Here is a 23,622-nt window from a genome sequence, read left to right on the forward strand (position 1 = left end):
TGTCCATGGCAGCGGCCACGGTGACCCGTTGATGTCATCTGGGCTGACCCGTTTGCGGGTGCCTGGCGTCAAGCGGCCAGAGCCGGGACGGCCGCGCGCTCTGGGGTACCTCGGAGCCGGACCGGCTCTTGCTCCGCGAGGCCCGTCGATCTCCGGCCGGGGCGCCGGCTGCGCGGAAGGGAGCTGACGGTGGGTGAGCGGGTGCCGACGGTGTACCTGTTGGTGGGGTTGACCGGGGCGGGGAAGACGACGTACGCGCGGCGGGTGTTGGAGCCGGGCGGGGTGGTGCGGTTGGCGGTGGACGAGGTGGTGTTCGCGCGGTACGGGCGGTACGGGGTGGACTACCCGGCGAGCGAGTACTTCGCGATCGAGGCTCCGGTGGTGGCGGAGCTGCGCGGGCAGCTGGGGGAGCTGGTGGCGGCGGGGCGGGACGTGGTGTGGGACCACGGGCTCTGGCCGCGGGGCGATCGGGAGGCGTTGAAGGCGGTGGTGGAGGCGACGGGCGGGCGGTGGCGGTTGCTGTACTTCCCGGTGGGGAGGGGGGAGCTGCTGCGCAGGCTGGCCGAGCGGAACCGGCGGGGTGGGGCGAATGCGCTGCCGGTGACGGCGGCGGATCTGGACGACTTCATCGGGCGGTTCGAGGTGCCGGTGGGGGAGGGCGAGGAGATCGTGGGGCCCGAGTGGTTCGGTGGGGAGGGCCTCGCGTCGGGTCGGGGCGTCAGCTGAGCTTGAGGGTGAGCCAGAGGGCCGGGACGGCGGTGGCGAGGGTGGCGGGGACGACAAGGAGGCCGAGGCGGGTGAAGTCGCGGAGGCTGACCTCGGTGGCGTGGGTGGTGAGGATGCGGCGCCAGAGGAGGGTGGCGAGGGAGCCGGCGTAGGTCAGGTTGGGGCCGAGGTTGACGCCGAGGAGGACGGCCAGCACGGCGCCGGGGCCGGCGGGGGCGGTGAGGGGGAGGAGGACCAGGGTCGCGGGGAGGTTGTTGATCAGGTTGGACAGCAGGGCGGCCAGGCCGGCCAGGGCGAACAGGGTCGGCAGGGAGGTGCCGGAGGGGACGAGGTGGGCCAGGGCGGCGGCCAGGCCGTTGTCGACCACGGCGCGGACCACGATGCCGAGGGCCAGCACGAAGGCGAGGAAGGGGACCGCGGCCGAGCGGGCGATCTCGGTGGGCGTGGTGCGGCGCTGGGCGAGGGCCCGGCCGGCCAGGACGAGGGCGCCGGCCAGGGCGGCCCAGGCCGGGTTGAGGCCGAGCGCCGAGGTGAGGACGAAGCCGGCCAGGGTGCAGGCGACGGTGACCAGGGCGAAGAGCGGGAGTTCGGGCTCGGCGAGCCCCGGGGAGGTCTCGGCGGGGGCGTCCAGGTCGGCGGCGAAGAAGCGCCGCAGGACGGCGTACTCGACGGCGATCGCCACCAGCCAGGGCAGCGACATCAGGGCGGCGAACCGGGTGAAGGAGAGGCCGCTGGCGGTGAAGGCGAGCAGGTTGGTGAGGTTGGAGACCGGCAGCAGCAGAGAGGCCGTGTTGGAGAGGTGGGCACAGGCGTAGAGGTGCGGGCGCGCGCGGACGCCGAGGCGGGTGGTGGTGGCGAGGACCACGGGGGTGAGCAGCACGACGGTCGCGTCCAGGCTGAGCACGGCCGTGATGAGCGAGGCGATCACGAAGACCTGGACCAGCAGCCGGCGGGGGCGGCCGATCGCCGTCCGGGCCATCCAGGCGCCGCAGGCGTGGAACAGGCCCTCGTCGGCGCAGAGTTTGGCGAGCACCAGGACGGCGGCGAGGAACCCGACCACCGGCCCGAGGCGGCCGGCCTCGGCGGCGGCGTGCTCGGGGGAGATCGCGCCGGTGGCCACGGCGATCCCCGCAGCCGGAACGGCGACCACCGCCTCAGGCCAGCCCCAGGGCCGGACCACTGCGGCGGCCAGGACGAGCACCAGCAGGCCGATGGAGAGTGCTTCGGCGGCGGAGGTGTTCAGGGTCTGCTCCCGGTGACGGCTGTGGCTGCCCCGTTCCGGAGCTGTCCTCATCGAAGCAGAGCGAGGGTGCGGAAGCGCAGGTGGGTGCGCCGAGTCGAGCCGAGAGCAGGTAGGTAGCAGGTGAGGGGTGGAAGCCTAGAGCCTAGGGACTCTAGGTATATGTCAGGAGGCTCAAGCCAGAGTGCCGTGCACCCCAGGGAAATGGCGGGTCACCCCAGGGAAATGGCGGGTCAGCCCAGGGAAATGGCGGGTCAGCCCAGGGTGGCGTCGAGTTCTTCCAGGGCGCCCACGACGATCGTCCGCATGGCCTGCTCGGCCTGCTCGGCCTCGCCCGCGCAGATCGCCTCGGCGACCTCGCGGTGGAGGCGGATGGCGTAGGGGCGGGGCTGGTGGGGCATCAGCTGATGCTCCGTCCGGCCGGTGAGGACGGCGCCGACCGTGTCGCCCAGGTGGGCGAACATCTCGTTGCCGGAGGCGCGCAGCACGGTCGCGTGGAAGGCGATGTCGTGCCGGAGGAAGGCCTCGAGGTCGGCGGCCTTGGCGGTCATGGTGAGCTCCACGGCCAGCGCACTGAGCTCGCGCCGCTGGTCGTCGGTGGCCTGACGGGCCGCCAGCGCGGCGGCGGCCGGCTCGACGGCGACCCGGAGCGAGCCGAGCGAGCGGAGCTGGGCGGCCCGGTCCGCGCCGGCCAGGCGCCAGCGGATGACCAGCGGGTCGAAGACGTCCCACTGCTCCTTCGGCAGTACCGTGCTGCCGACCCGCCGCCGGGACTCCACCAGGCGCATCGACTCCAGGATGCGGACGGCCTCGCGGACCACCGTCCGGGAGACCCCGTACTGCTCCTCCAGCTCCTCGCTGCGCAGCACCGTGCCGACGGGGAGCTCACCCGAGGCGATGGCTGGTCCGAGGTCGGCGAGGAGGCGGCCCGGCAGGCCCTGGATGTCCATCCGACCAGCGTAGAGGCCACCACTCACCCACCCCGGTCCGCCGCGCAAAAGTATGACGATTAGGTTTCTAGGTCTTGAATAAGTCATATCTTTGGGTGCAAGGTGGCACCGACCAGGCAGAACAGGAGCACCACCGCATGGGTCTCAACGTCGAGAACCACGTACCCCACCCGCCGCTCGTCGTGGTGATGGGCGTCTCGGGGGTCGGGAAGACCACCGTCGCCCGGCTGCTCGCCGAGCGGCTGGCGCTCCCGTACGCGGAGGCGGACGACTTCCACCCGCCCGCCAACATCGCCAAGATGGCCGCCGGCATCCCGCTGGACGACGCCGACCGGCAGCCCTGGCTCGCCGCGTTGGCGGGCTGGCTGGGGGAGCGGTGCGCGGCGGGCGAGGGCGGGGTGGTGACCTGTTCGGCGCTCAAGTGGCGCTACCGCGACACACTGCGCACCGGCTGCCCGGAGGCGTTCTTCCTGCACCTCAGCGGTGGGCACCGCCTGGTCGAGGACCGGCTCGCCCACCGGGCCGGGCACTTCATGCCCGCCTCGCTGCTCGACTCCCAGTACGCCACCCTCGAACCGCTCCAGCCGGACGAGCACGGCCTGGTGCTGGACGTCGACCACACCCCCGACCACCTCGTCGAGATGGCCGCAGCCCGGCTGCGGCCCGTCAACGGAGACCTCGCGTGACACTCCCCGCCCTGCTCGCGGCCGCCCCACCGGCCCTGCCGCACACCGGCAGCGACACCCAGCTGCTGGTCGCCACCCTGGTGGCGATCGGCGCCATCGTGCTGCTGATCACCAAGCTCAAGCTCCACCCCTTCCTCGCGCTCACCCTGGGCTCGGGGCTGCTCGCGGCGGTGGCCGGCGCGCCGTTCGACAAGCTGACCAGCAGCTTCGTCACCGGCTTCGGCTCCACGGTGAGCAGTGTCGGCCTGCTGATCGGGCTGGGCGCGATGCTCGGCAAGCTGCTGGCCGACTCCGGCGGGGCGAACATCATCGCGGACACCGTGCTGGCCCGGTCCTCCCGGCGGGCGCTGCCCTGGGCGATGGCGCTGATCGCGGCCGTGCTCGGGTTGCCGCTGTTCTTCGAGGTCGGCGTGGTGCTGCTGATCCCGATCGTGCTGCTGGTGGCCCGCCGGGGCGGGCTGCCGCTGATCCGGGTCGGCATCCCGGCGCTGGCCGGGCTCTCGGTGCTGCACGGCCTGGTGCCGCCGCACCCGGGCCCGCTGGTCGCCGTGGACGCGCTCAAGGCCGACCTCGGCGTGACGCTGGCGCTCGGCCTGCTGATCGCCGTGCCGACGCTGATCGTGGCCGGCCCGCTCTTCGCCCGGGTCGCCGAGCGCTGGGTCGGCCCGCTGGAGCTCCCGGCGGCGCCGGCCGAGGCGGAGCCCGCGAAGGGAGAGCGGCAGCCCTCGTTCGGCGCGGTGCTGGCCACCATCCTGCTGCCGGTGGTGCTGATGCTCGGCAAGGCGCTCGCGGACGTGGTGGTCGACGACCCCAAGGCCGGGATCCAGCGGGTGGCGGACTTCGTCGGCTCGCCGCTGATCGCGCTGCTCGCGGCGGTGCTGCTCGGCATGGTGACGCTGGGTCGGGCCGCTGGCTTCGACAAGGCGCGGATCTCCACCACGGTGGAGAAGTCGCTCGGCCCGATCGCCGGGATCGTCTTCATCGTCGGCGCGGGCGGCGGCTTCAAGCAGACCCTGATCGACGTGGGCGTGGGCAACGCGGTGAGCAGCTGGTCGGCCAAGTGGCACATCTCGGCCCTGCTGCTCGGCTGGCTGATCGCGGTCCTGATCCGCCTGGCCACGGGCTCGGCCACGGTGGCCACCATCACCGCCGCCGGGATCGTCTCCCCGCTCGCGAGTGGCATGAGCACCAGCCACGCGGCGCTGCTGGTGCTGGCGATCGGCGCGGGTTCGCTCTTCCTCTCGCACGTCAACGACGCCGGCTTCTGGCTGGTGAAGGAGTACTTCGGGATGAGCGTCGGCCAGACGCTGAAGTCCTGGTCGGTGATGGAGACGATCATCTCGGTGGTGGCGATCGCGCTGATCCTGCCGCTGAGTCTGGTGATCTAGGGCGACTCTCCCCGCCCCGCCCCGGCCGGTCGGCGCCGGGGCGGGGCGGACCTGTCTACGCCGCCGGGACCGGCTGGGGCACGGCCGGGCCGACGTAGCGGGCTGCCGGGCGGATGATCTTGCTGTCGCCGGCCTGCTCCAGGATGTTGGCGCTCCAGCCGATCGCGCGGGCGGCCGCGAAGGTGGGCGTGAACATCTCGCGCGGCAGACCGCACAGGTGCATCACCACGCCGGCGTAGAACTCGACGTTGGTGTGCAGCTCGCGGCCCGGCTTCAGTTCGGTCAGGATCGCCAGCACCTGTCGCTCCACCGCCACGGCGAACTCCACCAGCCCGCCGCCGAATTCCTCGGCGACTCCGCGCAGCATCCGCGAGCGCGGGTCCTCGGTGCGGTAGACCGGGTGCCCGAAGCCCATGATCCGGTCGCCGGCCAGCACCCGGGCGCGGATCCACGGGTCGATCCGGTCCGGCGTGCCGATCGCGTCCAGGGTGTCCAGAGCCCTGCTGGGGGCGCCGCCGTGCAGCGGCCCGGAGAGCGCGCCCAACCCGCCGACCAGGCAGGCGGCCAGGTCGGCGCCGGTGGAGGCGATCACCCGCGAGGTGAAGGTGGAGGCGTTGAAGCCGTGGTCGACGGTGGCGATCAGGTACTGCTCGATCGCCCGGGCCTCGGCCGGCCCCGGCTCGCGGCCGGTCAGCATGTACAGGTAGTTGGCGGCGTACGGCAGGTCCGTGCGGGGCTCGACGGGCTGCTCGCCGTGCTGCAGCCGGTGCACGGCGGTGAGGATGGTGGGCACCAGAGCGGTGGCGAAGAGCGCGTCCGCCAGCCGCTGCTCGGGTGCGGTGTCGTAGAGCGGGCGCAGGCCGCGGTCGGCGGCGGCGATGGAGAGCGCGGGGCCGAGTGCGGCCAGCGGGCCGGCCGGGGCGGTCGCCGCGGCGAGCGCGGGGAGCACGGCACGCAGCGCCTCGGGCAGCCGGCGCAGCGGGGCGGTGCGGGCCCGGAAGGCGGCGCGGGCGGCGGGGTCCGGCAGTTCGCCGAGCAGCATCAGGTGCCAGACGTCCTCCAGGGTGCGCTGCTCGGCCAGTTCGATCGCCGAGTACTGCCGGTAGTGGTAGAAGCCCTCCAGCCCGCGGACGTCGCTGAGCGCGGTCTCGGTGACCACGACGCCCTTGAGGCCGCGCGGCACCTCGATGCCCGCATCGGTGGGGGTGGCGAGGTTCGCCTGGGACGGGGTGGTCGCGGTCGACATGAGTACCTCCTCGGAACGGCTTGACAGTCAGTACTCTGCGATCATTGATTAACGTTGTCAATGTTGACTGGAATCAATGTGAGATACTGTGGCCAGCTCGCCGGGAGGTCGGCGGGCCTGATGGGAGGCCAGGGATGAGCGCCGGCAGGTTGACTACGCAGCAGGTCGCCGAGCTGCTCGGAGTCAAGGTGCAGACGGTGTACGCCTACGCCAGCCGCGGCCTGCTGAGCAGCGAGCGGGTGTCCGGCGGCAAGGGCAGCACCTTCGACGCCGCGGAGGTGGCGGCGCTGGCGGCGGGCCAGCGCCGCCAGCTGCCCCGGCCCGGCGGGGACGCGGCCGGCACCGGCGGGGCCGAGTGGTCGACCGAGCCGGTCACCGTGCTCACCGAGCTCACCCTGATCGAGGACGGCCGGCTCTACTACCGGGGCGTGGACGTGGTGCGGTTCGCCGAGCGGTACGGGTTCGAGGCGGCGATCGGGCTGCTCTGGGGCGTCGGCGCCGAACCCGGCCTGCGGCTCACCGCCGCCCCGGACCTGGTCGCCGCGCTGCGCCGGGCCGGCGACACGCTGCCGCCCGGCACCCGGCTGCCCGACCGGCTGCGGGTCACGGCGGCCGTCGCGGCCTCGCTGGACCCGCTCCGCTTCGACCTACGCCCGGAGAACGTGCGGGCCACCGGTGCGGCGCTGATCGCCGCCCTGGTGGAGGCGCTGCCGGAGGAGCCCGGCGGGGCGCGGGAGTTCGTCGGGACGGGCACCGAGGGTTCGCTGGCGGCCCGGCTGTGGACCCGGCTGGCCGCCGGGCCGCCGCCGGCCGGGGCCGTCGACTGCCTGGACCGGGCCTTGGTGCTGCTGGCCGACCACGAGTTGGCGGTCTCCACGGTCGCCGCCCGGGTCGCGGCCTCGGCGCGGGCCCATCCGTACGCGGTGGTCTCGGCCGGCCTGGGGGCGAGCGACGGTCCGCTGCACGGCGCCGCCAGCGCGCTGGCCCACCGGCTGCTCGACGAGGTGCTCGCCGCCGGGAGCGCGGTGCCGGTGGTCTCCGAGTACCTGCGCACCGGACGCCCGATCCCCGGCCTCGGGCACCGGCTCTACCCGCAGGGCGACCCCCGCGCGGCCGCGCTGCTCGCCGCGGTCGGCGATCTGCCGGGCGCCGGGCCGGTACTGGCCGCGGTCGAGGACCTGGTCCGGGCGGCCGGCGGACACCGGTCGCCGGCCGCCGAGACCGCCAACGTGGACCTGGCGCTGGCCGCCTTCGCGCACCTCGCCGGGATGTCCGTGGAGGCCGGCGAGGTGATCTTCTCGGTGGCCCGGACCGCGGGGTGGCTGGCCCACGCGATGGAGGAGTACCAGGCGCCGCCGCTGCGGATGCGGGCCCGCGGGGTGTACACCGGCCCGCCGCCGGAGCAGGGCTAGCCAGGGGCGGGCTGTCGGGAACGCGCCGGGCGGGTCCCCGACAGCCCGCCTAGTACCACTGGTCGTAGGCGAGCTTGAGGACCAGGCCCACCACCACGGTGACGAGCACGCCCCGGACGAAGCCCGCCCCCTGCTTGAGGGCCATCCGGGCGCCGAGGGTGCCGCCGGTGAGGTTGAAGAGGCAGAGCAGGGCGGCGAGGCGCCACTGGACGGTGCCCTGGTAGCCGAAGACGGCGAGGGCGCCGAGGTTGGTGCAGACGTTGACGATCTTCGTGGTGGCCGAGGCGTGCACCAGGTCGAGCTGGAGCACGGCGGCCAGCGCGATCACCAGGAAGGTGCCGGTGCCCGGGCCGATCAGGCCGTCGTAGAAGCCGATGCCGGTGCCGACCAGCAGGATCGCGGCGAGCACCCGCTGCCGGGTGACCGGTGCGCCGGTGACGGCGGTGCCGAAGGCGGGGCGCAGCAGGACGAAGGCGAGGACGAGCAGCAGCACCACCATGATGACCGGCCGCAGCACCGCGCTGTCGATCCCGGCGGCGAACGAGGCCCCGGCGAGCGAGCCCAGGGCGGCGGCCAGGCCGACCTTGAAGGCCGTCCGCAGATCGACCTTGGTGCGGCGGGTGTAGGTGAGGGCGGCGGCGCTGGTGCCGACGATCGAGACGGCCTTGTTGGTACCGAGCACGTACGCCGTCGGCAGCTGCGGCAGCCCGACCAGCAGTGCGGGCAGCTGGATCAGCCCGCCCCCGCCGACCACGGCGTCGATCCAGCCGGCGCCGGCGGCGGCCAGGCAGAGCAGCACCAGCGTGGTCGCGGAGAGGTCCGGTAGACCGAGCCAGCTCATGAGGTGGCGCCCAGCGCGTAGCAGCGGCGGAGCCAGCGGCCCGCGCCCGGGGCGGCGGGGGTGAAGGGCACCCGGCGGTGCAGCACCCGGCGGTTGTCGAAGACGTGGAAGTCCCCGGCGCCGATCAGCACCGAGCTGCCGTCCAGCCCGGCGATCCGGGTCTCGAACGCGGCCAGCGCCGCCTCGGCCCCCTCGGTCAGCCCGGTGACCCGCCCGGGCCCGTACCGCAGACCGGGGTGACCGCTCGGGAGGGTCCAGACCATCGGCACGGCCTCCCGGGCCGGCTCCTCCCCGTCCGAGGCGTACGACTCGGGGGCGGTGACCGCGTACTCGGGGCGGCGCAGCGCCTGGACCGTGGAGTCCGGCAGCGCGGCGAGCACCTCCTCGACCAGGAGCAGGTCGGTGGGCACGGACTCGGTGTTGCGCATGCCGTAGAAGGAGAGGTGGTGCGGGATGGCCTCGGCGGCGGGCGCCCCGGCGGTGTGGTCGAGCACGGAGTCGTCGGTGTGCCAGTCCAGCGGCTGGGCGTAGCCCCAGGAGGTCTGGGTGTCGGCGGCCTCGGCGCGCGGCGCCACGTTGCGGATCGGGCGGCCCTCGTTCTCCCACCGGTAGGCGACGGGGGAGAGGGCGAGCAGTCGGAGCAGGCCGAAGTGCACCAGGTTGGCGGTGCCGAGGGTGGCCTCGTCGCAGAAGCCGTCGAGCGGGGTGGGCAGGTGCCGGCCGGTGGCCGGCAGCCCGGTGACGGTCAGCCAGGGCGTGGGCTGGTGGCGCCAGTCGGCCAGGTCGGCGAGGAGCTGCGGCGGCAGGCAGTTGCGCAGCAGCTTGGCGCCGTGGTCGAGCAGGTGGTCGGTGTCGGCGCCGGGAGTCGGCGCGGCGGCGAAGGCAGCGGCCACAGCGGGCCGGGCCTCCTCGGGCAGGCTGAAGGTGGTCCCCGTTATGGAATGCACGTTCGAGAGCCTAGGCGACGATCGTCACTCCAAGATCACGTTCGGGGAAACCCGTGCGGGATCGGGAAACCGCCAGGGGCGCGGGGAACTGCGCGAGCTCGGAAGGCAACGACCTGTAGCCTTCCGCAGCGCGCAGTTCCCCGCGCCCCTGACCGTGCAACCGGCTACTTGGCGGCACGCTTCGCGAGGAAGGCGGCGACCTCTTCGCGGATCTCCGGGGTGTCCAGGCCGCGCACGGTCATGGTCGTACGGCGGCGCAGCACGTCGTCCGCGGTGTAGGCCCACTCGTTGTCGGCGGCGTAGGCGACCTGGGCCCAGACGTCCGGGCCGTCCGGGTGGATGGGCTCGCCGAGCTCGGGGTGCTCGGCGATCAGGTGGGCGATCTCGAAGGAGAGGGTGCCGTAGTGGCTGGCCAGGTGCTTGGCCACCAGCGGCTCCATGCGGGAGCCGGGCTCGCGGTCGATCAGCAGGCGGTGCGCGACGGCGTTCGGCGCGCCGACGCCGGGCAGCGGCACGGTGGCCGGGATCGCCGACATGTCCTCGGCCAGGCCGGTGCCGGGCACGTGGGCGAGCTTCTCGAGCACGGTGCGGCCGATGTGGCGGTAGGTGGTCCACTTGCCGCCGGCGACCGAGAGCATGCCGCCCCGGCCCTCGGTGACCACGGTCTCGCGCTTGGCGGCGGCGGTGTCGCCCGGGCCGCCGGGCAGCACGCGCAGGCCGGCGAAGGCGTAGGTGATCAGGTCGCGGTCCAGGTGCTCGTCCTTGATCGCGTGGCCGGCCTCGCCGAGGATCTGGTCGATGTCGGCCTCGGTGGCGCGCACGTCCTGCGGGTCGCCGGTGTACTCCTCGTCGGTGGTCCCGAGCAGGACGTGGTCCTCCCACGGGATGGCGAAGGAGACGCGGTACTTGTCGATCGGGATGGTCAGCGCGGCGCGCCAGGGCGAGCGGCGCTTGACGACGACGTGCGCGCCCTTGGAGAGGCGGATGGAGGGGGCGGCGCCCGCGTCCTCCATCTTGCGCAGGTGGTCGACCCAGGGGCCGGTGGCGTTGAGCACCAGGCGGGCGTTGACGCCGAACTCGGCGCCGTCCAGGCGGTCCTTGAGGTCGGCGCCGGTCACCCGGCCGCCGGTGAAGCGCAGCCCGGTCACCTCCGCGTGGTTGAGCACGACCGCGCCCGCGTCGACGGCGGCGCGCACCGTCATCACGGCCACGCGCGAGTCGTTCATCTGGTGGTCGCCGTAGACGGCGACCGAGCGCAGGCCCTCGGTGCGCAGCGCGGGCACCTGCTGGGCGGCGTGGGCGGCGGTGGAGACCCGGCCCATGCCGTCGCGGAAGGCGGAGAGCGCGGAGTAGAGGAAGACGCCGGCGCCGAGCTTGGTCGCGCCGTGCGGGCCGCCCTTGTAGACCGGCACGAAGAAGGTCAGCGGGTTGACCAGGTGGGGGGCCACGTCGGTGGCCAGCGCGCGGCGCTCCTTGTGGTTCTCGGCCACGAGCTTGACGGCGCCGGTCTGCAGGTAGCGCAGGCCGCCGTGCACCAGCTTGGAGGAGGCGCTGGAGGTGGCGCCGGCGAAGTCGCCCGCGTCCACCATGGCCACCTTGAGGCCGGCCTGTGCGGCCGTCCAGGCGGTGGCGGTGCCGAGGATGCCGCCACCGATGACCAGCAGGTCGTAGGTGGCCTTGCCGAGGAGCTCGCGGGTCTCGGCGCGGGAGGCGGTGCGGCCGGTGCTGCGTCCGGCGCCCAGGGTCGGGAAGGTTGCCATTGTGGTGTCCGGCTCCCGGTGTGGGCGGGCGCCGAGTCTCCTCTCGGGTGTGCGGTGCGGCCTCCGGGGGAGACCGGCCCCGGCCCTGGTCGGGGGCCGGGAAACGACTTCGCGCCGGCCGGGGCCACGGGGGCCCCGACCGGCGTTCGGGTGTTACTGCTGCTCGTCCTCCTCCACCCAGCCCATGGTGCGCTCCACGGCCTTGAGCCACTTCTTGTACTCGCGCTCGCGGGTGGCCTCGTCCATCCGGGGGGTCCACTCGGCGGCGCGGTGCCAGTTGGCCCGCAGGGTGTCCAGGTCGCTCCAGAAGCCGACCGCGAGGCCGGCCGCGTAGGCGGCGCCCAGCGCGGTGGTCTCGGCCACGTAGGGGCGCTCGACGGGGGCGGCGAGCACGTCGGCGATGTTCTGCATGAGCAGGTTGTTGCTGGTCATGCCGCCGTCGACCTTGAGCGCGGTGAGCTCGACGCCGGAGTCCTTCTGCATGGCGTCGACGACCTCGCGGGTCTGCCAGGCGGTGGCCTCCAGGACGGCGCGGGCCAGGTGGCCCTTGGTCACGTACCGGGTCAGACCGGCGATCACGCCGCGGGCGTCGGAGCGCCAGTACGGGGCGAACAGGCCGGAGAAGGCCGGCACGAAGTAGGCGCCGCCGTTGTCCTCGACGGTGGAGGCCAGGGTCTCGATCTCGGCGGCGGTGGAGATGATGCCGAGCTGGTCGCGCAGCCACTGCACCAGCGAGCCGGTGACGGCGATCGAGCCCTCGAGGGCGTAGACCGGGGCCTGGTCGCCGATCCGGTAGCCGACCGTGGTCAGCAGGCCGTGGTACGAGTTGACGATCTTCTCGCCGGTGTTGAGCAGCAGGAAGGTGCCGGTGCCGTAGGTCGACTTGGCCTCGCCCTCGTCGAAGCAGGTCTGGCCGAACAGCGCGGCCTGCTGGTCGCCGAGCGCGGAGGCGACCGGCACGCCCGCCAGGTCGCCGACGGCCTCGCCGTAGACCTCGGCGGAGGAGCGGATCTGAGGCAGGACGGCCAGCGGCACGCCCATCGAGTCGGCGATCTTCTCGTCCCAGGCCAGCGTGGAGAGGTTCATCAGCATGGTGCGCGAGGCGTTGGTGACATCGGTGATGTGCTTGCCGCCGTTCACACCGCCGGTGAGGTTCCAGATCACCCAGGTGTCCATGGTGCCGAACAGGATGTCCCCGGCCTCGGCGCGCTCGCGCAGGCCCTCGACGTTGTCCAGCAGCCAGCGGATCTTCGGGCCGGCGAAGTAGCTGGCCAGCGGGAGGCCGGTCTCGCGGCGGAAGCGGTCCTGGCCGACGTTGCGGCCCAGCTCGCGGCAGAGGCCCTCGGTGCGGGTGTCCTGCCAGACCAGCGCGTTGTGCACCGGCTGGCCGGTGTGCTTGTCCCACAGCACGGTGGTCTCACGCTGGTTGGTGATGCCGATCGCCCGGATGTCGTCCTTGGTGAGGCCGGCCTTCTCCAGGGCGCCGCGCACGACCGACTGCACGCGGGTCCAGATCTCGGCGGCGTCGTGCTCGACCCAGCCCGGCTGGGGGAAGATCTGCGAGTGCTCCTGCTGGTCGACCGCGACGATCCGGCCGTCCGCGCCGAAGATGATGCAGCGGCTCGACGTGGTGCCCTGGTCGATCGCGGCGATGTAGTTGGCGGTGGTGCCAGTGCTCATGGGGGTCCTCGGCTCGAATGAGGGTGGGTGAGGGCGGGACGGTCTCGTAAGTCCCGTATAGCGTGCCGGGGCAAACCCGGGCTAGAGAGAGCTGGAAGACGGCGTCAGAACGCTGCCCCGGTTCCGGCCGGAGCGCGGCCTCGACCGATCAGAACGCGGCCTTGTAGAGCAGGCCGGCCAGCAGACCGCCGACGAGCGGGCCGGCCACCGGGATCCAGGCGTACGACCAGTCGGAGCCGCCCTTGTTCGGGATCGGCAGCAGGGAGTGCATGATGCGCGGGCCCAGGTCACGGGCCGGGTTGATCGCGTAGCCGGTCGGGCCGCCGAGCGAGAGGCCGATGCCGACCACGGTGAACGCGGTGATCAGGACGCCCATGCCGGAGAGGCCGACGCCCTTGGTCAGGCCCTGGGTGAGGATGGCCATGCAGAGCACCAGGGTGCCGATGATCTCGGTGAGCAGGTTCTGCACCGGGTTCCGGACCTCGGGGCCGGTGGCGAAGATGCCGAGGGTGGGGTCCTCGTTGGCCTGGAACTGGCCGAGGTAGGTGACCCAGACCAGCGTGGCGCCGATCATCGCGCCGAGCAGCTGGGAGCCGAGGTAGACCGGCACCTTGCTCCAGTCGCCGCTCTCGACGGCGAGGGCCAGGGTGACGGCCGGGTTGAGGTGCGCGCCGGACTTGGGCGCGGTCATGTACGCGGCGATCATCACCGCGAAGCCCCACCCGAAAGTGATGGCGAGCCAGCCGGCGTTGACGGCCTTCGACTTCTTCAGCGTGACGGCGGCACAGACGCCGCCGCCCAGAAGTATCAGGGCGGCAGTGCCGAGGGTTTCGCCGACGAAGATGTCGCCGTTGGAGAACGCGGACACAGAGACTCCTTTGTCCGTAGGCCCGGAGCAGGTGGGGGAGGAGACGGTCAGGCGAGGGTGTTTCCCGTCCCTGGGTCGCACCCTGACGCCGTCGGCCGGTGAATCGCGTTCACCGTTCGACAATGTCGACCGTCATGCGGAAGAGCTTGCTATCTCGTCAGGACTACGTCAAGGGCGGGATGCCGAGCTGTGCCCCATCACTCGCTGTGAGCGGCGCGCTGCGGCGAAATTAGCAGTCGGACCGTCGCCGAACGTGACAAAACACCCTGGGGTGGACAGGCCTGTCGCCCGTCCACCCCAGGGTGGAATCACTCAGTGCTGCGGAAGGCGCCTCAGAACCGTCCGGCGCCCAGGTCCCGCGAGATGGCCCGGGCCGCGCTGCGCACCGAGGCCACCAGCGAGGGCTTCACGAACCCGTCCTCGCAGACCCGCTCCACCGCCCCGCTGATACAGACCGCCCCCACCGGATTGCGCCGGCGGTCCTGGATCAGCGCCCCGATCGAGGCCACGCCCTCCCAGGTCTCCTCCACCGAATCCGCCCACCCGCGCTCGCGGATCAGCGCGCACTCGGCGTCCAGCTCGTCGGCGTTGGTCAAGGTCCGGGCGGTGTACGACTCCCACGGCCCCTCGCCCAGCTCCCCGCGCGCCACCGGGTCGTACGCCAGCAGGACCTTGCCCAGGGCCGTGCTGTGCAGCGGCTGCATCGAGCCCACCTCCAGCACCTGCCGGGTGTCGTCCGGCCGGAAGACGTGGTGCACGATCAGCACCCCCTGCTGGTGCAGCACCCCCAGGTAGACCGTCTCCCCGCTGGCCCGGGCCAGGTCGTCCGCCCAGACCAGCGCCCGGGCCCGCAGCTCGTGCACGTCCAGGTAGCTCTGCCCCAGCCGGAGCAGCTCCGCCCCCAGCTGGTACTTCCCGCTCTCCGCGTCCTGCTCGACGAAGCCCTCCTGCTGGAGCGTGCGCAGGATCCCGTGCGCCGTCCCCTTCGCGAGGTCCAGCGAGGTCGCCACCTCCGACAGCCCCAGCCGCCGCTCACCACCCGCCAGCAGACGCAGGATCGCGGCAGCCCGGGACAGCGATTGGATCGGGCCGGGCATGCATGACCTCCGCAGACTGGCGTTCGACAATGTCGACCGTAGGGCTATCGCCAAGAGTGTAGTTGCACTATCAGGGGCGCGGGGAACTGCGCGGCCAGCCATGCACCCTGCTGTCGCCTTACGCGGATGCCCAATTGCACTATCCGTTGACGGTGCAAGTGGCTCCCGGTGCGAGATGACGACTCCGCTACTCCCGACCTCGCGCAGTTCCCCGCGCCCCCACCCACTCACTGAGCTCGCCGATCTGCGTGGGCCCCACCCGGCAGCAGCCCCCCACCAGCCGAGCCCCGTCCGCGAGCCACTCCTCGACCGCCGTCGCCTGGAAGCTCCAGCCGCCCGCCCAGTCGCGGGCCACCTCGTCCCACTTCTCCCCGCTGTTCGGGTAGACCACCACCGGCCTGCCCGTGACCGCCGCCGCGAGCCGCACCGCCGGGCCCGCGTCCTCGGGGGCGCAGCAGTTCACCCCCACCGCCACCACCTCCGGCACCTCGGCGGCCAGCGCAAACGCCTCCGCCAGCGGCTGACCCGCCCGGGTCCGGTCACCCGCGATGCTGTACGAGAGCCAGACCGGCACGCCCAGACCCCGGACCGCCCGCAGCAGCGCCTGCGCCTCCTCCGCGTCCGGCACGGTCTCCAACGCCAGCACGTCCGGCCCGGCCGCCACCAGCGCCTCCACCCGGGGGCGATGGAACCGCTCCAGCTCCGCCACGCTCAGCCCGTACCGGCCCCGGTACTCCGAACCGTCGGCCAGAACCGCGCCGTACGGCCCCACCGAGGCCGCCACGTACCGCTCCCCGCCGCCCGGCGCCCGCCGGGCGGCCTCGCGGGCCAGCTCCACGCTCAGCCCCAGCAGCCGGGCCGCCTCGGCCCGGCCCACCCCGCGCCGGGCGAAACCCTCGAAGCTCGCCTGGTAGCTGGCGGTGATCGCCACCTGCGCCCCCGCCGCGAAGTACCCCTCGTGCGCGGTGACCAGCGCCTGCGGATCGTCGGTGAGCAGCCGCGCCGACCACAACTCGTCGCTCAGATCCTGCCCCGCGTCGGCCAGCTGATTGGACAGCCCACCGTCCAGCACCAGCGGCCCCGCCGCCAGCGCCCCGACGAAATCCCTCACCACGACGACCTCCACACGACCACCGGTTACCACCCGCAGGGTAGGACTCCGCAGCTCAGCACCACCTTCGACGACCACCCACCGAGACACCCCCGCCCAGCACTACGATCCACCGCATGACCACACCCGAGGCCACCCGGCCCGCCGCCGTGCCGCACAGCCACTGCCACTGGTGCGGCACCCCCTACCCGCCCGGCACCGCCGCCTGGCCCCGGACCTGCACCGGCTGCACCGAGATCAGCTACCGCAACCCGCTGCCGGTCGTGGTCACGCTGCTCCCCGTCCGCCGCCCCGGCGCGGACCCCGCGCTGCTCGTCATCCGCCGCACCATCGAGCCCGGCTACGGCGAGCTCGCCCTCCCCGGCGGCTACCTCGACTACGGCGAGACCTGGCAGCAGGGCGCCGTCCGCGAACTGCGCGAGGAGACCGGCATCCACGCCGAGCCGGCCGAGGTCACCCTGGTCTCCACCGACTCCGACGCCGCCGGCGGTTTCCTCTGCCTCTTCGGCCTGCTGCCCGCCCGCGACCTCGCCGCGTTGCCGCCCTCGGTGCCCACCGAGGAGACCGACGGCTGGGAGCTCGCCACCCCCGGGACCAAGCTCGCCTTCCCCTTCCACACCCGCACCGCGGCCGCCTACTTCGCGGGGGAGTACACCCCGAGCTGACCGGCCACCAGGGGGCTCTGGCGCAGCGGACGATCACATGGCATGGTCTGGACCGTCAGAGCCACCCCCGGACGGGCCCTGCCACCACGCACTCCCGTCCCCCTTCGGCCGGGAGACCACCACCGTGAGCACCCCCATCCAGGACCAGCCCCTCTGGCGTCCCGACCCCGCCAAGGCCGCCGCCACCCAGTTGGTCGCCTTCCATGCCTGGGCCGCCGAGCACCACGGCGCCCCCGCCGCCCCGCTCGCGCCCACCGCGAGCGACCAGGAGGCCGCCGACCGGTACGCCGCGCTGCACGCCTGGTCCACCGAAGACCTGGAGCGGTTCTGGACGGCCGTCACCCAGTGGTTCGACGTCCGCTTCGACACCGCCCCCGAGGCCGTCCTCACCGAGGCCGGCATGCCCGGCGCCCGCTGGTACCCCGGCGCGAAGCTCAACTACGCCGAGCACGCCCTGCGCTTCGGCCTCGACCCGGCCCACGCGGATGAGCCCGCCATCCTCCACCTGGACGAGACCACCGAGCACCCCCAGCCGCTCAGCTGGGCCGAGCTCCGCCGCCAGGTCGGCTCGCTGGCCGCCGCCCTGCGCGCCGAGGGCGTCCGCCCCGGCGACCGCGTCGGCGCCTACCTGCCCAACATCCCGCAGGCCGTGGTCGCCCTGCTCGCCACCGCCGCCGTCGGCGCCGTCTGGACGAGCTGCGCCCCCGACTTCGGCGCCCGCAGCGTGCTCGACCGCCTGCAGCAGATCGAGCCCGTGGTCCTCTTCGCCATCGACGGTTACCACTACGGCGGCAAGGACCACGACCGCACCGAGATCGTCGCCGAGCTGCGCCGCGAGCTCCCCACCCTGCGCACCGTGGTGCACATCCCGCTGCTCGGCGGCCCCACGCCCGAGGGCGCCAAGCCCTGGGACGACCTGGTGGCCGCCGACGTCGAGCCCGTCTTCGAGCCCGTCCTCTTCGACCACCCGCTCTGGGTGCTCTACTCCTCCGGCACCACCGGCCTGCCCAAGGCCATCGTGCAGAGCCAGGGCGGCATCCTGGTCGAGCACCTCAAGCAGGTCGGCCTGCACATCGACCTCGGCCCGCAGGACCGCTTCCTCTGGTACACCTCCACCGGCTGGATGATGTGGAACTTCCTCGTCGCCGGCCTGCTCGTCGGGTCCACGATCGTCACCTACGACGGCAGCCCCGGCCACCCCGACACCGGCGCCTTCTGGTCCGTGGCCGCCCGCACCCGCGCCACCGTGGTCGGCACCTCCGCCGCGTACGTGGTCGCCAGCCGCAAGGCCGAGCTCCACCCCGGCCGTGACCTCGACCTCTCCGCCATGCGCTGCCTGGGCACCACCGGCTCCCCACTGCCCCCCGACGGCTTCCAGTGGATCTACGACGAGGTCAAGCCCGACGTCTGGCTCGCCTCCGTCTCCGGCGGCACCGACGTCTGCTCCTGCTTCGTCGGCGGCGTCCCCACCCTCCCGGTGTACCTCGGCGAGATCCAGGCCCCCTGCCTGGGCGCCGCCGTCGAGTCCTGGGACGTCCAGGGCGAGCCGCACCGCGACCAGGTCGGCGAACTCGTGGTCACCAAGCCGCTGCCCTCCATGCCCACCGGCTTCTGGAACGACCCCGAGGGCACCCGCTACCACGACAGCTACTTCGACACCTACCCCGGCATCTGGCGCCACGGCGACTGGATCACCGTCACCGCCCGCGGCACCGTGGTCATCCACGGCCGCTCCGACTCCACGCTCAACCGCCAAGGCGTCCGGATGGGCTCCTCGGACATCTACGAGGTGGTCGAGCGCCTCCCCGAGATCGCCGAATCCCTGGTCATCGGCCTCGAGGAGCCGGGCGGCGGCTACTGGATGCCGCTCTTCGTCGTCCTCGCCCCCGGCGCCACCCTGGACGACACCCTGATCGGCCGCATCCGCACCTCGCTGCGCACCGAACTCTCCCCCCGCCACGTCCCCGACGAGGTGATCGCCGTCAAGGGCCTCCCGCACACCCTCACCGGCAAGCGCATCGAGGTCCCGGTCAAGCGCCTCCTCGCCGGCACCCCGCTCGACCAGGCCGTCAACCCGGGCTCGGTCGACAACCTCGACCACCTCCGCTTCTTCGAGCAGCTGGGCGCCTCTCGCCGGGCGTGAGCCAAAGCCAGGGGCGCGAGGAACTGCGCTGCCAACCACGCACTCCCGTGCACCGGTTCACGCAGCGGTAAGTTCCTCGCGCCCCTGGCCAACTGGGGAGGTCACTCCCCGGAAAGCACCTGCTGCGCCGCCGCCCGCGCCTCCTCCGCCGTGTCGGCCGCCCGAGCGGCCTCCGCGGCGCGCCGGCACTGCGCCAGCGTCACCTTCGCGAGAGCGCTCCGCACGTACGGGATCGAAGCCGCGCCCATCGACAGGCTGGTCACCCCGAGGCCGGTCAGCACGCAGGCCAGCACCGGATCGGAAGCCGCCTCGCCGCAGACCCCACAGCTCTTGCCCTCGACCCGCGCCGCCTCCGCCGAGAACGCCACCAGGTCGAGCAGCGCCGGCTGCCACGGATCCTGCAGCCGGGCCAGCGCACCGACCTGCCGGTCGGCGGCGAAGGTATACTGCGCCAGGTCGTTCGTCCCCAGCGAGAGGAACTCGACCTCCTGGAGGATCGAGCGGGCCCGCAGCGCGGCCGAGGGGATCTCCACCATCGCGCCGTACTTGGCCTGCAGCCCGGCCTCCCGGCAGGCCTCGGCGAAGGCCCTCGCGTCCACCCGGTCCGCCACCATGGGGGCCATGACCTCGAGGTGGACCGGCAGACCCTCGGCCGCCTTGGCCAGCGCGGTCAGCTGGGTGCGCAGCACCTCGGGGTTCTCCAGCAGCGTGCGCAGACCGCGGACGCCCAGCGCCGGGTTCGGCTCGTCGGCCGGGGTGAGGAAGTCCAGCGGCTTGTCGGCCCCGGCGTCCAGCGCCCGGACCACCACGCGGCCCTCCGGGAAGGCCTCCAGCACCTTGCGGTACGCCTCGATCTGCTTCTCCTCGCTCGGCGCCTTCGCCGAGTCGTCGAGGAAGAGGAACTCGGTGCGGAACAGCCCGATGCCCTCCGCGCCGGCGTCCAGCGCGGCCGGCAGGTCACCCGGGCCGCCCACGTTCGCCAGCAGCGGCACCTTGTGCCCGTCCGAGGTCTGCCCCGGCCCGGAGGAGGCGGCCAGCGCGGCCTTCCGCTCGGCGGCCTGCTGCCGCAGCCGCGCCTGCTTCTCCTCGCTCGGCTCCACCGACACGTCACCGGTGCTGCCGTCCACGGCCACCAGCACGCCCTCGGCCACCTCGCCCGCACCGGGCAGCGCGACGACCGCCGGCACACCCATCGCCCGCGCCAGGATGGCGCTGTGGCTGGTCGGCCCGCCCTCCTCGGTCACGAAGCCGAGCACCAGGGTCGGGTCCAGCAGCGCGGTGTCGGCCGGCGCCAGGTCACGGGCGAAGAGCACGTACGGCTCGTCGCTGTCCGGCACACCCGGCATCGGCACGCCCAGCAGCCGGGCCACGATCCGGTTCCGCACGTCGTCCAGGTCGGCGACCCGCCCGGCCAGGTAGTCCCCGGCCGCCGCGAGCAGCGCCCGGTAGGCGGCGAAGGCGTCGTAGACGCCTCGCTCGGCGCTGCTGCCGACGGCGATCCGGCGGTTGACGTCGGCCAGCAGCTCCGGGTCCTGCGCCATCAGCGCCTGGGCCTCCAGCACCGCCTGCGCCTCGCCACCGGCCAGGTTGCCCCGGGCGATCAGGTCGGCCGCGACGGCGTCGACGGCAGCCTGCGCCCGGGCCTGCTCACGGGGAGCGTCCTCGGTCGGGATCTGCGTCGCCGGCGGCTCGAGCACCGCAGTGCCCATGTGCCGCACCTGGCCGATCGCGACACCGTGGCTGACACCAACGCCGCGCAGCACCTGTTCCATCTCTGCTGTTCCTTTCACCCGGTTGCCTCCGGCCGGTCGCCGGGCTGGACTCGTCCGTTCAGTACGCAACCGTCCCACGCGGGTGGTGGGACGGTGCAGGTTCGGCGCGAACGCCTCGTGCGGGGCCGTCAGTTCCAGACGAAGAGCTCGCCACCGGCGGGCACCTCGCCCGACTCGGCCACGCCACTGAGCGCCTCGGGAGCCGCCTCCAGCGCCACGATCGGCGAGATCGGCGACTTGCCGGCCGCCTCGACGGCCGCCGGGTTCCACCGGATCACCGGCTCGCCGCGCTTCACGGTGTCGCCCTTGTTGACCAGCAGCTCGAAGCCCTCGCCGTTCAGCTGCACGGTGTCGATCCCCAGGTGGGTCAGCACCCCGTGCCCGTCCTGGTCCACGACCACGAACGCGTGCGGGTGCATCGACACGACCTGCCCGTCGATCGGAGCGACCGCCTCGGTCACCTCGCGCACGGGATCAATGGCAGTACCGGGCCCGACCATCGCGCCGGCGAAGACGGGGTCGGGCACATTGGCCAGCCCGACGGCGCGACCGGCCAGCGGCGAGGTGACAGTGGTCATGGGTGAGCCTCCCAGGTGCGGAGTACAAGGTGTGCGGCCACGGCCCCGCCGAGCAGCAGAGCAGTAGTTGAGGACCATCGACTGAAGCCTAAATCATGTCAACTACGGACATATCGCAACTGGCCCGCAGCGCGGCCGAGGTGCCCCACAAGCACCACCGGCTCACCTCCAGGGGCCGACAGCCCTGTCGTACCAACGGCAGTGCGCCCGCGCCGCGACAAGTGGTCTAGTCCTCTTGGTCGATGCGCCGCACTCTACGGCATAGGAGTGAGCAGGCACGATCAGCTCGCCCCCGCCGGAGGAACGCCCTCGAGTAGCCCGACCGGGTGACGGCCCGTGCGCCCCGATTAGGCACTCGCGCCGGGAGCGGCTATGGTTTGTCGAGTCGCCGCGACACAGCGGTGAACAACGGGTGACAGTTTCAAAAAGCTTCGGTTAACACCGAGCAAACGAATCTGATAAGCTCGAATCACGAACGAAACGAAGCCCGGAGAGCCTCGCCGGAAGGCGGCTCGAAGGAAGCGTCCGTTCCTTGAGAACTCAACAGCGTGCCAAAAGTCAACGCCAGATATGTTGACATCCCCGGCCTGAACCGATCGGTTCGAGTTGGAGATTCCTTTAGTAACAAAACACAGCGAGGACGCAGTGCGCGGGGCCACCCTATTCCGGTGATTGCCGCGCCGCTCAACGCGAGTGTCTCTCCCGATTACGGGAAAACATTCACGGAGAGTTTGATCCTGGCTCAGGACGAACGCTGGCGGCGTGCTTAACACATGCAAGTCGAACGATGAAGCTCTTCGGAGTGGATTAGTGGCGAACGGGTGAGTAACACGTGGGAAATCTGCCCTGCACTCTGGGACAAGCCTTGGAAACGAGGTCTAATACCGGATATGACCTTCCTCCGCATGGGGGTTGGTGGAAAGCTCCGGCGGTGCAGGATGATCCCGCGGCCTATCAGCTTGTTGGTGGGGTAACGGCCCACCAAGGCGACGACGGGTAGCCGGCCTGAGAGGGCGACCGGCCACACTGGGACTGAGACACGGCCCAGACTCCTACGGGAGGCAGCAGTGGGGAATATTGCACAATGGGCGAAAGCCTGATGCAGCGACGCCGCGTGAGGGATGACGGCCTTCGGGTTGTAAACCTCTTTCAGCAGGGAAGAAGCGCAAGTGACGGTACCTGCAGAAGAAGCACCGGCTAACTACGTGCCAGCAGCCGCGGTAATACGTAGGGTGCGAGCGTTGTCCGGAATTATTGGGCGTAAAGAGCTCGTAGGCGGCCTGTCGCGTCGGATGTGAAAGCCCGGGGCTTAACCCCGGGTCTGCATTCGATACGGGCAGGCTAGAGTGTGGTAGGGGAGATCGGAATTCCTGGTGTAGCGGTGAAATGCGCAGATATCAGGAGGAACACCGGTGGCGAAGGCGGATCTCTGGGCCATTACTGACGCTGAGGAGCGAAAGCGTGGGGAGCGAACAGGATTAGATACCCTGGTAGTCCACGCCGTAAACGTTGGGAACTAGGTGTTGGCGACATTCCACGTCGTCGGTGCCGCAGCTAACGCATTAAGTTCCCCGCCTGGGGAGTACGGCCGCAAGGCTAAAACTCAAAGGAATTGACGGGGGCCCGCACAAGCAGCGGAGCATGTGGCTTAATTCGACGCAACGCGAAGAACCTTACCAAGGCTTGACATATACCGGAAACGGCTAGAGATAGTCGCCCCCTTGTGGTCGGTATACAGGTGGTGCATGGTTGTCGTCAGCTCGTGTCGTGAGATGTTGGGTTAAGTCCCGCAACGAGCGCAACCCTTGTTCTGTGTTGCCAGCATGCCTTTCGGGGTGATGGGGACTCACAGGAGACTGCCGGGGTCAACTCGGAGGAAGGTGGGGACGACGTCAAATCATCATGCCCCTTATGTCTTGGGCTGCACACGTGCTACAATGGTCGGTACAAAGGGCTGCGATGCCGCGAGGCGGAGCGAATCCCAAAAAGCCGGCCTCAGTTCGGATTGGGGTCTGCAACTCGACCCCATGAAGTTGGAGTTGCTAGTAATCGCAGATCAGCATGCTGCGGTGAATACGTTCCCGGGCCTTGTACACACCGCCCGTCACGTCACGAAAGTCGGTAACACCCGAAGCCGGTGGCCTAACCCTTGGGAGGGAGCCGTCGAAGGTGGGACCAGCGATTGGGACGAAGTCGTAACAAGGTAGCCGTACCGGAAGGTGCGGCTGGATCACCTCCTTTCTAAGGAGCACACAGCAGCTCGGAGCGAATGTCTTCGAGTGCTAGCTCATGGGTGGAACGTTGACTATTCGGCACACTGGGTGATGGTTCGTTAGTACTGCTTCGGCGTGGAAAGCGTATCCAGAGTCTGGTGGGTCGGGCACGTTGTTGGGTCCTGAGGGAACGGCTTGATGTCGTTGCTTCAGTGATCGCCGGTCTCACTTGAGAGCCGCCTTGTGCGGGTCGAGGGTGGGGGACTGGTCGTTGTTTGAGAACTGCACAGTGGACGCGA

The 23,622-nt window shown here is 71.8% G+C and carries 18 protein-coding genes and 1 rRNA gene; 7 read left to right on the top strand and 12 right to left on the bottom strand.

Annotated features, from left to right (window positions below; all coding sequences use genetic code 11):
• Window positions 1–189: 189 nt before the first annotated feature.
• The gene (locus CFP65_RS34025) at window positions 190–726 is read left to right on the top strand and encodes an ATP-binding protein (protein ID WP_104819787.1); all 537 of its coding nucleotides are present in this window, start codon (window positions 190–192) and stop codon (window positions 724–726) included.
• Here the strand turns inward: CFP65_RS34025 and CFP65_RS34030 are convergent.
• Window positions 719–2,020: an arsenic transporter gene (locus CFP65_RS34030; RefSeq protein ID WP_174805598.1), complete on the bottom strand. Its 1,302-nt coding sequence runs from the start codon at window positions 2,018–2,020 to the stop codon at window positions 719–721. The genes CFP65_RS34025 and CFP65_RS34030 overlap by 8 nt on opposite strands.
• Before the next feature lie 200 nt (window positions 2,021–2,220).
• On the bottom strand, window positions 2,221–2,916 hold the full coding sequence (locus CFP65_RS34035; RefSeq protein WP_104819788.1) for a FadR/GntR family transcriptional regulator: 696 nt from the start codon (window positions 2,914–2,916) through the stop codon (window positions 2,221–2,223).
• Window positions 2,917–3,053: 137 nt separating this feature from the next.
• Here CFP65_RS34035 and CFP65_RS34040 point away from each other — a divergent pair, with 137 nt between their 5' ends.
• Both CFP65_RS34040 and CFP65_RS34045 read left to right on the top strand, forming a co-directional pair.
• Window positions 3,054–3,602, top strand: a complete 549-nt coding sequence (locus tag CFP65_RS34040) for a gluconokinase (protein WP_104819789.1) — start codon at window positions 3,054–3,056, stop codon at window positions 3,600–3,602.
• Window positions 3,599–4,990: a gluconate:H+ symporter gene (locus tag CFP65_RS34045; RefSeq protein ID WP_104819790.1), complete on the top strand. Its 1,392-nt coding sequence runs from the start codon at window positions 3,599–3,601 to the stop codon at window positions 4,988–4,990. Before CFP65_RS34040 ends, CFP65_RS34045 begins: the two co-directional genes overlap by 4 nt.
• Before the next feature lie 55 nt (window positions 4,991–5,045).
• On the opposite strand, the gene CFP65_RS34050 is transcribed toward CFP65_RS34045, so the two are convergent.
• A complete protein-coding gene (locus tag CFP65_RS34050) occupies window positions 5,046–6,236 on the bottom strand; it encodes a citrate/2-methylcitrate synthase (protein ID WP_104819791.1) in 1,191 nt (396 codons plus the stop codon).
• A 134-nt stretch (window positions 6,237–6,370) separates the two neighbouring features.
• On the opposite strand from CFP65_RS34050, the gene CFP65_RS34055 reads away from it, so the two are divergent.
• Window positions 6,371–7,648, top strand: a complete 1,278-nt coding sequence (locus tag CFP65_RS34055; RefSeq protein ID WP_104819792.1) for a citrate synthase — start codon at window positions 6,371–6,373, stop codon at window positions 7,646–7,648.
• A gap of 49 nt (window positions 7,649–7,697) precedes the next feature.
• Here CFP65_RS34055 and CFP65_RS34060 read toward each other — a convergent pair whose 3' ends face one another.
• From CFP65_RS34060 to mmuM, 7 genes are all read right to left on the bottom strand, one after another.
• Complete coding sequence (locus tag CFP65_RS34060) at window positions 7,698–8,489, bottom strand: TSUP family transporter (RefSeq protein ID WP_104819793.1); 792 nt, start codon at window positions 8,487–8,489, stop codon at window positions 7,698–7,700.
• Window positions 8,486–9,436, bottom strand: a complete 951-nt coding sequence (locus tag CFP65_RS34065; RefSeq protein WP_104819794.1) for a TauD/TfdA family dioxygenase — start codon at window positions 9,434–9,436, stop codon at window positions 8,486–8,488. The genes CFP65_RS34060 and CFP65_RS34065 overlap by 4 nt, the downstream gene beginning before the upstream one ends.
• Window positions 9,437–9,600: 164 nt before the next feature.
• Entirely contained in the window at window positions 9,601–11,196 is a 1,596-nt protein-coding gene (locus tag CFP65_RS34070) for a glycerol-3-phosphate dehydrogenase/oxidase (protein WP_104819795.1), read from the bottom strand.
• Between the two features lie 153 nt (window positions 11,197–11,349).
• Window positions 11,350–12,876, bottom strand: a complete 1,527-nt coding sequence (gene glpK / locus CFP65_RS34075) for a glycerol kinase GlpK (RefSeq protein WP_104819796.1) — start codon at window positions 12,874–12,876, stop codon at window positions 11,350–11,352.
• Between the two features lie 148 nt (window positions 12,877–13,024).
• On the bottom strand, window positions 13,025–13,744 hold the full coding sequence (locus CFP65_RS34080; protein ID WP_104819797.1) for an MIP/aquaporin family protein: 720 nt from the start codon (window positions 13,742–13,744) through the stop codon (window positions 13,025–13,027).
• A gap of 332 nt (window positions 13,745–14,076) precedes the next feature.
• Entirely contained in the window at window positions 14,077–14,841 is a 765-nt protein-coding gene (locus tag CFP65_RS34085; protein WP_104819798.1) for an IclR family transcriptional regulator, read from the bottom strand.
• Between the two features lie 187 nt (window positions 14,842–15,028).
• Window positions 15,029–15,955 (bottom strand): homocysteine S-methyltransferase, encoded by a 927-nt coding sequence (gene mmuM / locus CFP65_RS34090; protein ID WP_104821325.1) that lies wholly within the window; start codon window positions 15,953–15,955, stop codon window positions 15,029–15,031.
• Window positions 15,956–16,068: 113 nt separating this feature from the next.
• On the opposite strand from mmuM, the gene CFP65_RS34095 reads away from it, so the two are divergent.
• Together CFP65_RS34095 and CFP65_RS34100 are read left to right on the top strand one after the other, a co-directional pair.
• Window positions 16,069–16,617 (top strand): NUDIX domain-containing protein, encoded by a 549-nt coding sequence (locus CFP65_RS34095; RefSeq protein WP_104819799.1) that lies wholly within the window; start codon window positions 16,069–16,071, stop codon window positions 16,615–16,617.
• Between the two features lie 37 nt (window positions 16,618–16,654).
• Entirely contained in the window at window positions 16,655–18,760 is a 2,106-nt protein-coding gene (locus tag CFP65_RS34100) for an acetoacetate--CoA ligase (protein WP_104819800.1), read from the top strand.
• A 101-nt stretch (window positions 18,761–18,861) separates the two neighbouring features.
• Here the strand turns inward: CFP65_RS34100 and ptsP are convergent, their stop codons facing one another.
• Together ptsP and CFP65_RS34110 are read right to left on the bottom strand one after the other, a co-directional pair.
• Entirely contained in the window at window positions 18,862–20,532 is a 1,671-nt protein-coding gene (gene ptsP, locus CFP65_RS34105) for a phosphoenolpyruvate--protein phosphotransferase (RefSeq protein ID WP_104819801.1), read from the bottom strand.
• 128 nt (window positions 20,533–20,660) lie between these two features.
• Window positions 20,661–21,110, bottom strand: coding sequence for a PTS glucose transporter subunit IIA (locus CFP65_RS34110; RefSeq protein ID WP_104819802.1), 450 nt, complete (start codon window positions 21,108–21,110; stop codon window positions 20,661–20,663).
• Between the two features lie 719 nt (window positions 21,111–21,829).
• Between CFP65_RS34110 and CFP65_RS34115 the strand changes: the two genes are divergently transcribed.
• Window positions 21,830–23,351: ribosomal RNA gene (locus tag CFP65_RS34115) — 16S ribosomal RNA — on the top strand.
• Window positions 23,352–23,622: the final 271 nt, after the last annotated feature.

Origin of the sequence: Kitasatospora sp. MMS16-BH015 (genome assembly GCF_002943525.1) — a bacterium.
Lineage (GTDB): Bacteria > Actinomycetota > Actinomycetes > Streptomycetales > Streptomycetaceae > Kitasatospora.

Excerpts from the sequence above, each read along its gene's own strand:
- CFP65_RS34030 (WP_174805598.1), bottom strand. The coding sequence starts at position 2,020 with ATGAGGACAGCTCCGGAACGGGGCAGCCACAGCCGTCACCGGGAGCAG.
- CFP65_RS34035 (WP_104819788.1), bottom strand. The coding sequence starts at position 2,916 with ATGGACATCCAGGGCCTGCCGGGCCGCCTCCTCGCCGACCTCGGACCA.
- CFP65_RS34040 (WP_104819789.1), top strand. The coding sequence starts at position 3,054 with ATGGGTCTCAACGTCGAGAACCACGTACCCCACCCGCCGCTCGTCGTG.
- CFP65_RS34050 (WP_104819791.1), bottom strand. The coding sequence starts at position 6,236 with ATGTCGACCGCGACCACCCCGTCCCAGGCGAACCTCGCCACCCCCACC.
- CFP65_RS34055 (WP_104819792.1), top strand. The coding sequence starts at position 6,371 with ATGAGCGCCGGCAGGTTGACTACGCAGCAGGTCGCCGAGCTGCTCGGA.
- CFP65_RS34060 (WP_104819793.1), bottom strand. The coding sequence starts at position 8,489 with ATGAGCTGGCTCGGTCTACCGGACCTCTCCGCGACCACGCTGGTGCTG.
- CFP65_RS34070 (WP_104819795.1), bottom strand. The coding sequence starts at position 11,196 with ATGGCAACCTTCCCGACCCTGGGCGCCGGACGCAGCACCGGCCGCACC.
- glpK (WP_104819796.1), bottom strand. The coding sequence starts at position 12,876 with ATGAGCACTGGCACCACCGCCAACTACATCGCCGCGATCGACCAGGGC.
- CFP65_RS34085 (WP_104819798.1), bottom strand. The coding sequence starts at position 14,841 with ATGCCCGGCCCGATCCAATCGCTGTCCCGGGCTGCCGCGATCCTGCGT.
- CFP65_RS34095 (WP_104819799.1), top strand. The coding sequence starts at position 16,069 with ATGACCACACCCGAGGCCACCCGGCCCGCCGCCGTGCCGCACAGCCAC.
- CFP65_RS34100 (WP_104819800.1), top strand. The coding sequence starts at position 16,655 with ATGGCATGGTCTGGACCGTCAGAGCCACCCCCGGACGGGCCCTGCCAC.
- ptsP (WP_104819801.1), bottom strand. The coding sequence starts at position 20,532 with ATGGAACAGGTGCTGCGCGGCGTTGGTGTCAGCCACGGTGTCGCGATC.
- CFP65_RS34110 (WP_104819802.1), bottom strand. The coding sequence starts at position 21,110 with ATGACCACTGTCACCTCGCCGCTGGCCGGTCGCGCCGTCGGGCTGGCC.